At 68.4% G+C, this 10,034-nt stretch carries 7 protein-coding genes and 1 pseudogene; 6 read left to right on the plus strand and 2 right to left on the minus strand.

What is annotated here, in order from left to right:
* The first annotated feature begins 111 nt into the window (after nucleotides 1–111).
* The 4 genes from AB0D59_RS50865 to AB0D59_RS50880 all read left to right on the plus strand — a co-directional run bounded on the left by AB0D59_RS50865 (nucleotide 112) and on the right by AB0D59_RS50880 (nucleotide 4,539).
* Nucleotides 112–699, plus strand: a complete 588-nt coding sequence (locus AB0D59_RS50865; protein WP_362579971.1) for a hypothetical protein — start codon at nucleotides 112–114, stop codon at nucleotides 697–699.
* Nucleotides 696–1,967, plus strand: a complete 1,272-nt coding sequence (locus AB0D59_RS50870) for a DNA cytosine methyltransferase (protein ID WP_362579973.1) — start codon at nucleotides 696–698, stop codon at nucleotides 1,965–1,967. The genes AB0D59_RS50865 and AB0D59_RS50870 overlap by 4 nt, the downstream gene beginning before the upstream one ends.
* Entirely contained in the window at nucleotides 1,967–3,094 is a 1,128-nt protein-coding gene (locus AB0D59_RS50875) for a DnaB-like helicase N-terminal domain-containing protein (RefSeq protein WP_362579976.1), read from the plus strand. The genes AB0D59_RS50870 and AB0D59_RS50875 overlap by 1 nt, the downstream gene beginning before the upstream one ends.
* Nucleotides 3,095–3,159: 65 nt before the next feature.
* Entirely contained in the window at nucleotides 3,160–4,539 is a 1,380-nt protein-coding gene (locus AB0D59_RS50880) for a DUF317 domain-containing protein (RefSeq protein ID WP_362579979.1), read from the plus strand.
* Nucleotides 4,540–4,717: 178 nt separating this feature from the next.
* Here the strand turns inward: AB0D59_RS50880 and AB0D59_RS50885 are convergent, their stop codons facing one another.
* Nucleotides 4,718–5,614 carry a DUF5655 domain-containing protein gene (locus AB0D59_RS50885; protein WP_362579981.1) on the minus strand — a complete coding sequence of 299 codons (897 nt, stop codon included), beginning with the start codon at nucleotides 5,612–5,614 and terminating at the stop codon, nucleotides 4,718–4,720.
* A gap of 566 nt (nucleotides 5,615–6,180) precedes the next feature.
* Here AB0D59_RS50885 and AB0D59_RS50890 point away from each other — a divergent pair.
* Nucleotides 6,181–7,863 (plus strand): hypothetical protein, encoded by a 1,683-nt coding sequence (locus AB0D59_RS50890; RefSeq protein ID WP_362579983.1) that lies wholly within the window; start codon nucleotides 6,181–6,183, stop codon nucleotides 7,861–7,863.
* Between the two features lie 378 nt (nucleotides 7,864–8,241).
* On the plus strand, nucleotides 8,242–8,982 hold the full coding sequence (locus tag AB0D59_RS50895) for a methyltransferase domain-containing protein (RefSeq protein ID WP_362579985.1): 741 nt from the start codon (nucleotides 8,242–8,244) through the stop codon (nucleotides 8,980–8,982).
* Between the two features lie 62 nt (nucleotides 8,983–9,044).
* Here the strand turns inward: AB0D59_RS50895 and AB0D59_RS50900 are convergent.
* Nucleotides 9,045–9,941 (minus strand): annotated as a pseudogene (locus AB0D59_RS50900) (IS256 family transposase); the annotation flags it as partial.
* Nucleotides 9,942–10,034 lie beyond the last annotated feature (93 nt).

The following is a 10,034-nucleotide window of genomic DNA, read 5'->3' on the forward strand; positions in this document are numbered from 1 at the left end:
CGGATCCACCATCCCTGACCCCATCTCATCCACCTCGGAGGCCCTTTGACGAGTCACATACCCGCCTTCACCCGTGAGAGTGAAGTGCAGAGAAGTACCGGGGAATACAAGGTGAAGCCGATCAAGCAGAAGGTCCGCGAACTGCTCGGCTACCCCTATCCCACACGCATCCCGAAGGGGGTGTTCGTCGAACAGTGGGTGGGAATCTCGACCGATGAATTCCATCGGGCCAAGGACGCTGACGTCAAGTACATGCGCAACCGGCACCCGCTTCTGGACATGTCCTGGAGCAGAGCAGACTGTATGCGCTACCTGACCTCGCTCGGGCTGGCCGATACCCCGAAATCGAGTTGCCTGGGGTGTCCGTTCCACGGAAATGCCCAGTGGCGGCATATCAGGGACACCTCTCCGTCCGAGTGGGCGGACGTCGTCGAATTCGACACAGCCATCCGGCAGGGCAATGCCCGTGCCAACGCGTCGGGCAGCCGGCTCCTCGGCGAGGCGTTCCTCCACCGCTCCCGCGTCCCGCTGAGCCAGGCGCCGATCGACCACGTCACCGCGGCCGAGCGAGCCGCCCAGCAGATCAGCAGGGACGAGGCCGACGTCCTGGAGAACGGCGTCGAGGACGGCTGCTCGCCCTGGGCCTGCCGCGGCGACGCCGACCCACTGACGCAGGACGGCTTCGGGCTGGCCACGTGATACTCGACCTCTTCGCGGGGCCGGGCGGCTGGAGCAGAGCCCTGCACGTCCTGGGCGCGCGCGACGTCGGGCTGGAATGGGATCCGTGGGCGTGCAAGACCCGTTCTGCGGCGGGGCAGTTGACGGTCCGGACCGACGTGGCCCGGTATCCGACCTGGCCGTTCGTCGGCCGCACCCACGGTGTGATCGCCTCGCCGCCGTGCCAGGCGTGGAGCATGGCCGGCAAGCGCCTGGGCCTGCTCGACCAGCCGCTGGTGCACACGGCGGTCGAGGACCTGGCCGCCGGACGCGACACCCGCGAGCGCCTCCTCGCCGCGTGCCGTGACGAGCGCTCCCTGCTCGCCGCCGAACCGATGCGCTACCTGTACGCGCTGAACGCGGTCGGTGAGCCCGACTGGGTCGCCATGGAGGAGGTCCCGGACGTCCTGCCCCTGTGGAAGCAGTACGCGGCCGTGCTGCGCGGGTGGGGGTTCTCGGTCTGGTACGGGATCCTCAACGCCGCCGACTTCGGCGTCCCGCAGACCAGGAAGCGGGCCATCCTCCTGGCCTCCCGGGTCCGCACGGCGCAGCCGCCCACGCCCACGCACTCCCAAGTCGCCGAGCCAGAATCGCTGTTCGGTCCGGGCCGCGCCCGCTGGGTCAGCATGGCCCAGGCCCTGGGGTGGGGGGCAACCGACCGGCCCGTCCCCACCATGTGCGCTGGCGGCGGGCCCGGCGGCGGACCTGAGCCGTTCCCTTCAGGCTCCCGCAAGACGCTGTCCGACGCCCGGGAGCGCGGCACTTGGACACCCCGGCCGGACGGGATGGTCCTGCAGTCCCGTCGTGAAGGCGCCAGCCGGGAGGCCAAGCGCAGCACACAGGAGAGCCGTGCCGCCGACACTCAGGCGCCGATGTTCACCGCCGAGGCCCACCGCTGGTCCTGGTCCCTGCGCAGCAACAGCCAGGCCAACGCCACCGTCCGTCCGCTGTCCGAGCCGGCGGGGACGCTGTTCTTCGGGCACCGGGCCAACGAGTGCACCTGGGTCGCCGAACCCGCCTCACCGCCGGCCTCAGAAGCCGATGTGCCTGCCGTTCCCGAGCCGATCCGGATCACTGCCCAAGAGGCCGGCCTCCTGCAGACCTTCCCGGCCGACTATCCCTGGGCCGGGAACAAGGGCCAGCAGTTCTCGCAGATCGGCAACGCCGTCCCGCCGCTGCTCGCCGGCCATCTCCTCGCCCCGCACCTCGGCGTCCGCCTCGACCCCGACGACTTCACTCTCGCCGCCTGATGCCCCACACTCCCGAACCCGACGAAGACCACGACCTCTACGCCAGCGCGCCGCCGCAGCCGGTGTTCCACGTCGAGCAGGCCCTTCTCGGAGCCCTCCTCCTCGATCCCCACCGCCTCGGTGACCTGACCGGCATCACCGCCGACTCGTTCTCCACCGCAGCGCACACGGCTCTGTTCGCCGCGATCAGCGCCCTGCCGCCGCCCGACCCGGACGAGCACGCGAAGAACGCCACGTGGCTCGATCTCGTGCTCACCACGGCACGCCAGCAGGCACGCGGGCTGACCGCCTCCGACCTTCACGCGCTCGTCCAGGTCTGTCCCTGGCCCCGCCACGCCCCGGCGTACGCGCGGATGGTCGAGGCCGAACATGCCCGCCGCCGCCTTGAGGCAGCCGCGGAACGCCTCGTGCACACCGTCCACGACGCCTCCCTCCCCCACCCCGTCCAGACGGTGCTCACCGAGGCCGACGCGCTCGCCACGGTCGTGGACGACATCGCAGCCCGCTTCCCGCCACGCGCAGGCGTCCTGCCCCGCACCGCGGCTCCGCCACCACCCGCAGCACCCGACTACCTGGAGGCAATCGAGGAAGAGCGGCTGCTGCTCGCGACCGCCACCGCCTACCCGGCCGGCATCGACGCCGTCCCCTGGCTGCTCCCCGGCGACCTCGTCGTGCCGCTGCACGCCGGCCTGTGGCAGTGCCTGAACGCCCTGGCCCGCCGCAAGGAGCCCGTCGACCCCGTCACCGTCCTGTGGGAAGCGCAGCAGCGCGGCCTGCTCGACGACGGAAGCGATCCTGGTGAGGTGCTGCGGATGCTGGCCGAACCGGCGGGATCCGTAGAACACTGGGGCGAGCGTGCCCTGCAGCGTTCCCTCCTGACCACCGCCGAGCACACCGGCCAGCGCATCACGGCGTTCGCCGGCGACCCGGCGAACACCCCCTTCCAGCTCGTCCTCGGCGCCCGACGCGCCCTCGCCGACATCGGCGCCGTCCGCACCCGCTGGCAGCACGCCACCACACCCCCCTGCTGCCCGCCTCCACCTCGGCGACCGGCGCCCACCACACGCGCCGGCCGACCAACCACCACGGCCGCGCACGCCACCCGCCCCGTGCGAGCAGCCCGATAGCACCCGCAAACGCTGGTGGCCGGACCCGAAGGCCCGGCCACCAGCAGAACAGACGAAACCCCCACATGACTCCCGCCATCGACGCCCACGTCCGCCTCGATACCCACCCCACCCACCCGAGCGCCGTCCAGGCCGTCCTGACCGGCAGCCAGGCTCACCTCGCCCTCATGGCCCTAGAGGCTGCCGAGTGGAGCGTCGCCGCCACCAACGTCCTGGTCCTGGCCCGCATCGATCACGAGGAGCCCCACTGGGCCAAGGACACAGCCGAGCGCCTGCGCGCCGAAGGCATCACCGTGGAGAGCACCCCTCGGCTCCAGGAGGCCATGAACGAGGAATGGACCTGGGCCAACTACCCGATGCCGTGGTACACCCGCAGCGAGATCCGCGAGGTCTCCAACCAGGCGCAGAAGATCCACGACAACATCCGCCACGGCCACCTCCTCATCCACGCCCACGCCCACGACGGCCACACCACCGTCGCCGTCGGCACATACCTTCACCGGAGCGGCAAGTCCGTCTACCTCCACGGCGAAAACCACCTGCGCCAGATCGCCGACACCTTCGACTCACCCGCAGAGGCACTGCTCGCCTTCGAGAAGGTCCACGCAGCCGCGATGCGCCCCGGCCCGGCGCCCCTGACCGACACCGAACGCGCCGCCATCGCAGCGCGCTCCGTCTTCGACGTCACCACGGCCAAGGCCCAACCTTCCCGCCCGGCGCTGGAGACAGTCCCCGTCTACCTGGCCGACACCGGCGACCACGATGCGCTCCTGGAGACGTTCATCGACTCTCACGGGAAATGGCAGAAATGGCAGACCTGGTCGGACGACACCACACACGCCATCCACGAGTCCCAGACCCTGCGCATCGAGCGCGTCCACGAAGCAGACCCCCGCGAGGCCGCCTGGACCGTGGCCGCCTACGAGACGCCCGTCTCCGACCGGATGTGGCACCTCACCGCCACCGGCACCACCCCCGCCCCCGTACTGGAGACCCTGCTCCACCACCTCGCCACAGGCGACGCATGGGACACCGCCATCGGAAGCCCCGTCACCGAGAAGACCGTCACCGCCGCCACCCAACCCCTCACCGACGCCGGCTGGGAGCACACCGTCGACGGACGCTGGATCCGGTGGACGAACCCCTCCCGGGACGCCGGCAGCCGGTTCGACGCATTCGCCGCCCACCAGCCGAACAGCACCCTCACCACCTGGACCCTCTGGTCCGGCCCCAGCATCGACCACCCCACCTGGACCGTCACGGCATCCCCGTACACCCCCAGCCCACTGCTGGCCGACATCTCCGAAACGCTCGCCCACGACACCGGCACCCGCCACACCCAGCCCGCAGGCCGCGCACGAAAGACCAGCCTCACCACCAGCCCGCCAGCCACTGCGCCCGTCGCGGCCAGTGCAGTCGGTACAGCGGCCAGCCGTTCACGCTGACCACCGACGCACGAGGGCGGGGCAACATAGCGCGGGATCGCCGGTTGGCCAAACCGGCGATCCCGCGCACCATAGACAGTCCACCGCCACGCCCTGCCCGCCCGTCGAAAGGCGCCCGCCCACGACCGCAGACACAGCACGAAGCACAGCCCGCCAGGAGACAGGCAGCGGCATCCGATCACGCCGCCGCGTAGCTCGCCCGGAACAGATCCTGCGCCCGCTCCACGTCCCGCACCGTACGGAGCTGCACCTCAAGATCACCCGTCCCGTGGTGCCCGAGACCCGACACGTCCCGGGTAAAGCCCGGAACCAGGTCGACGTCCTTCGGGTCGACCTTCAGGTAGACCAGCAACTTGCTCCGCTGCGGCGGACACAGGCAGGCGAAGTTCCGCAGCCGCTGGTACGCCCGGTAGGTCTTGCGGTCAACCCGGTTCACGCCGTCCCCGAGCCCGAGCAAAACCTCGTCGACCGCACCCGCCAGCTCCCCCATCGCCGCGCCCTCCACGCCGACCGCTGCCCGGGCAACCGCCTGCCGCCGTGCCCGGCGGGCCACCGGCATGCCACCGCTCACGGAAGCCACGGTCTCAAGCCCGAGCAGGCCGTCGCCGAAGAGCCGGTAGCGGACCAGGTCGATCGACCGCCGGTGCTCACGCACGGCATGCACGTCATAGCGGGTGAAGTCGCCAGCGATGCAGATCAGGCGCGGGCCGCTCCACAGGACCTGGGACGCGGCCGTCACCCCGAGCCGGTCACGGACCGCACGCTCGAACTCGGCCCGATGGTCCATCAGCCACGCCAGGTAGAACAGGCCCTGGTTAATGACGCCGGCATCCGTGCCGCGCTTGTACTCCACCACCACCGGCGAGCCGTTCTCGTCCAGCCCGAGCGAATCGATCCGGCCCCCGTGCACCGGCCCGGTGCCGTACTCGCTCGCCAGGAACCGGACACCCAGCAGCGTCTCCATGTGCGCCTCGACGAGACCCTGCACATCGGCCTCGACCTCGGCAAGACGCGGCATGACCTCGGTCACGCCGCCATTCGTCGCGTCCGTGCGGAACAGCTTCAGGCCCGACACCTTCCCCTCCTCGGCTCAGTGATCACCAACGCCAAGAAGGTGCGGGATTGTTTCCGCGAGAAGCCCCGGAGACGTGAAGGTGCTGTGAGAAGGTACGTACAGCCCGGCCGGAGAGCGCCCACGTCCCCCGGCCACCAGGAATCAGCGATTCCCCCATGCGTCCCCCGCGTCCCGGGGGACAGCACCGAGAGGCTGCGTTTACCCAGGTCAGCCCCCGTAGCTCAGTGGATAGAGCAGGCGCCTTCTAAGCGCCTGGCCTGTCTTGGCTACTCAACACGCCTGCCAGGTCGCGGACACCTCGCGCACCACTGTCGTTGAAGGCATCAACTCGTTCATCCGCCGACGCATCTCCTGCTCGACGTGCCCGTCGTAGACACCGGCGTGCGCGGCCCGTCCTCGGCAGCCCGGCTCACCAACAGCCTTCCCTCACCCACCACACGAATCCGGGGCGCGACCTGGACAGCGCAGCCACCTCGGCCCCGCCTCCAAGTTCCGACGACGACCGGCACTTGATCTCCCATGTCAGACGCCTGTGTGAGGATGCGGTCACACGGGAGGTACGCAGAGTGGCAATCGATTGGGACCGTATCGGGCAAGTGGCCTTCGACCGGCATGTGGAGGCACTCCTGCACCGCATGTACGACGGCAGGGTGATCGCCGTCAACGGGCGTGGTGGCGACGAGGGCATCGACGTCCGGGTCAGCACCGAGGACGGGCTACGGATCTTCCAGCTGAAGTATCACCCTGACGGCTTTCCCGGCTCCTATCGAGGACGCCGCACCGCGATCAAGAAGTCGTTCCAGCGTGCGATGCAGCACGATCCGGTGAAATGGACTCTGGTGGTCCCCACAACGCTCACCCCGTCGGAGCGCGCCTTCGTCGACAAACTCTCCGTCGGCCGGACGGTGAAAGTGACCGTCATGGATCGACCAGCACTCGACAACGGCTTCGCCTCCCACCCGTGCCTGGAGGCCACCTTCACTCGCGACCAAGCACGAGAGGCAGCCAAGGATTTCGGGCGTGAACAAGCACTTCTCGTCGATGGAGACGACCTGATCCAACGCGTCCGAGCCCTCGGCAGCCGAGCCGACAACATCGACCCCGACTGGACGTGGGACTTCCAGCGGCGAGGCGACACCGTCATCCAGACCCTGCGCCCGCAGCACACGCTCGCCCATGAGGTCAGCCCCGTCAGACTGACTCTGACCACACGCCCCGAAGCCATGGACGCAGGAATGACCGCCGCCTTCACCCGGACCCTGGGCTACGGGATCGCCGAGAAGGTCGAACTGCCTCCCGAGGCAGTGGCCAGCCTGACAATCGACGGCCCGGAGTGGCTGTCGAAGACCGTCAGCAACGTCCGAGTGATTTGGCAACCCGTTCCTTACGCCGCACCATCCGACGCCACCGCCGCGGCCGAGGTCGAATTCCTGAACTCCGAAGGGGTGACGACCGGGCGCTACGCCGGACGCCTGATCACACAGCGCTCCGGTGAGCTGGGAGCCTCCCTGGAAGCCGAAATCCACGGCGCCCGCCTGCAGATGCTCGTCCCGTTCGACAAACGCGTCGACGGAACGATCCGCTACTCCTTCGATCTCAACGGCCGAGAGCCGGCCGAGGCGATGAAGGTACTTCGGCTGCATCAACGAATCCTGAAAGGCGGGGCGTTCTGCATCACAGTCAAAGGCACCAGGGTCGGCTCCGGGAGACTGTCCGCCACAGGCACCCACGAGGACAACACCGAAGTTGAAAAGTTGTTGTCCTACCTCTCGGACTTGGACGTTGTGCAGCACCACTGCGAGTCGTACTTCCCCGCGCCCCTGACCTACAGCGGCGAGGAGCGCATCGACCTGCGGATCGCACGCCTGCTCATTGAGGGCCGCTGCGTGGCCTACCGATCGGCACGCACTGTCACCATCACCCTCAACGGACTCGACTCCCCAGCCCTCCGGACCGTCCTCGGCCCTCAGGCCCAGTGCCTGCGCTTCGGCCCATCCGGCTTCGAAGTCACCGTTGGCGACCACACCTTGGACATCGGCCCCGTCCATCTGTTCCACGCCCAAGTCACCGCCGAAAACGGTCGACAGGCCATCGCAGCGCTTAAAACAGGAAACGGGGCAGGTACCGAAGTCATCTTTCGCCCACAGGACGGCGAGCACTTCCGTCTCTATCTCATCGACGCCCCCGACGACTCCCGTCCCCTGGTCCCCGTCCCGCTCGGCCTGCCCGGCTACACCGACCCCCGCTGACGACTCCGCGTCACGGCACCCTTACGGGACTCTCTGTAGAGTCGCTCTGCCCGGTATGACCCGCTCCGCCGCCAACAGGGCCCGAAACGGTTGCGAGCGCGGTCTCACGGTACGGACAGTGCCCTCCGGGGCGAAGGAATGGATGACACTGACGTGCCATGTGCTGGTACCTGCGACACGAGAGGCAACCACTCGGCCACCGGGTGCAGATCATCGTGGAGTCCGCGCCGCTTGAAGGTTCCTGCGGCGGAGTCCGTCCATCCCGCAGTGTCGTTTCGCAATTAGGTCGCCCCGGAGGGTGCTGTCGAGAAATTGTCAATACTTGTGGCTGGCTCATCAACAACGGTAGGTGGCGAGTGACGAGGCATACTGTCCGTCGTGACGACGTATGACCGCATCGGTGCGACCTACAATCACACGCGACGACCCGACCACCGGATCGGTGTCAAGATCCACGAGGCGCTCGGCGATGCTGGCACTGTCATCAACGTCGGTGCTGGTACCGGCTCCTACGAACCACCGCAAACGGTGCTGGCGGTTGAACCCAGTGCGGTGATGATCGCCCAACGTCCCGCCGGATCTGCGCAGGCCCTGCAGGCATCCGCAGAGTCGATCCCCATCGCCGACGACTCGGCCGACGCGGCGATGGCCCTGCTGACCGTGCACCACTGGACGAACCTGGAAGCCGGCATCGGGGAACTCCTTCGGATCGCGCGGCAGCGCGTCGTCATCTTCACGTGGGACCAGGCCATCTTCCGCAGGTTCTGGCTGCTGGACGAGTACCTGCCGGAGGCAGCTGCGGTCGTCGACACACGGGCGGTCCTGATCGACCGGCTGGTTGCGCTGCTGGGAGGCGCCCGCATCGAGACGGTCCTGATCCCGCACGACTGCATCGACGGGTTCGGTGCTGCATTCTGGCGCCGACCTGAGGCATACCTCGATCCGGGAGTTCGAGCAGGCATCTCGATGCTTGCCCAAACCGGCGAAGAGGTCCTCCGCCCGGGCCTGACCCGGCTGTCCAGCGAGCTGTCTTCCGGCCTGTGGCACGAACGGCATGCTGACCTGCTCGACCGCGAAACATTGGACGTCGGCTACCGACTTCTCGTAGCGGACCTTTAGGAACAGGCGGACGACCGACTCCCCATTCAGGCAGATTTCATGCCTTCTGCGGTGGGACTTGGTTATGCCGCGAGGGTCTCGGCTCGTTCGACGAGTTGGCCGCGTTCGAAGCGGGCCCCAGCGCGGACGAGAGCGACGAGCTGGGGTGCGTTCACGGCCCGCCATCGGGCCTGGGCGGACTCGATGAGCTTGAAGACCATGGCCAGCGCGGCCGCCCGAGAGCCGGCGCCTTTGGTGACCTTGGTCCGCAGTCGCACGGTGGCGAAGGTCGACTCGATGGGGTTGGTGGTCCGCAGGTGGATCCAGTGCTCGGCGGGAAAGTCGAAGAACGCCAGCAACTCGTCCTCGTCGTCCGTGATCCGCTTGACGACCTTGGGGTACTTCGCCCCGTAGACCCGCTCGAAATCGCGGACGGCCCTGACTGCGTGCTCCTTGTCCTCAGCGTTGTAGATCTCCTGGATCGCACGCTTGGCCGCGGGCTGGGCAGATTTCGGCAGCGCGTCGAGCGCATTTGCGGTTTTGTGAACCCAGCACCGCTGGTGGCGGGTGTCGGGGAACACCTCGTTCAGTGCGTTCCAGAAGCCGAGCGCACCGTCGCCGACGGCCAGGACCGGAGCGCGCATGCCCCGGCGGGCACAGTCCCGCAGCAGCCCCGCCCATGCCTCGGAGGATTCGCGGTAGCCATCCGCCATCGCGATCAGCTCCTTCGTGCCGTCCGCGCGCACGCCCATCAGCACCAGCACCGCGGCCTTCGCCTCCTCCAGGCGTATCCGCAGGTGCACGCCGTCCGCCCACACGTAGACGTAGTCCGTGGCGGACAGGTCTCGGTCCTGGAAGGCGGTGTGGTCGGCCTGCCACTGTGTAGTCAGGCGGGTCACCGTCGCGGGCGAGAGACCGGCTGACGAGCCGAGGAACTGCTCAAGAGCGGGCAGGAAGTCCCCCGACGACAGGCCGTGCAGACACCTCACGCGGCTAAGTGTCAAGCTGCGGTGGCAAGTTGGGTTGGGAACGCGGTCTGTTCGTCGAACAGTTCGTGTTTCTGGAGGCAGTGG

The organism is Streptomyces sp. NPDC048417, from assembly GCF_040651615.1.
Taxonomy (GTDB): domain Bacteria; phylum Actinomycetota; class Actinomycetes; order Streptomycetales; family Streptomycetaceae; genus Streptomyces.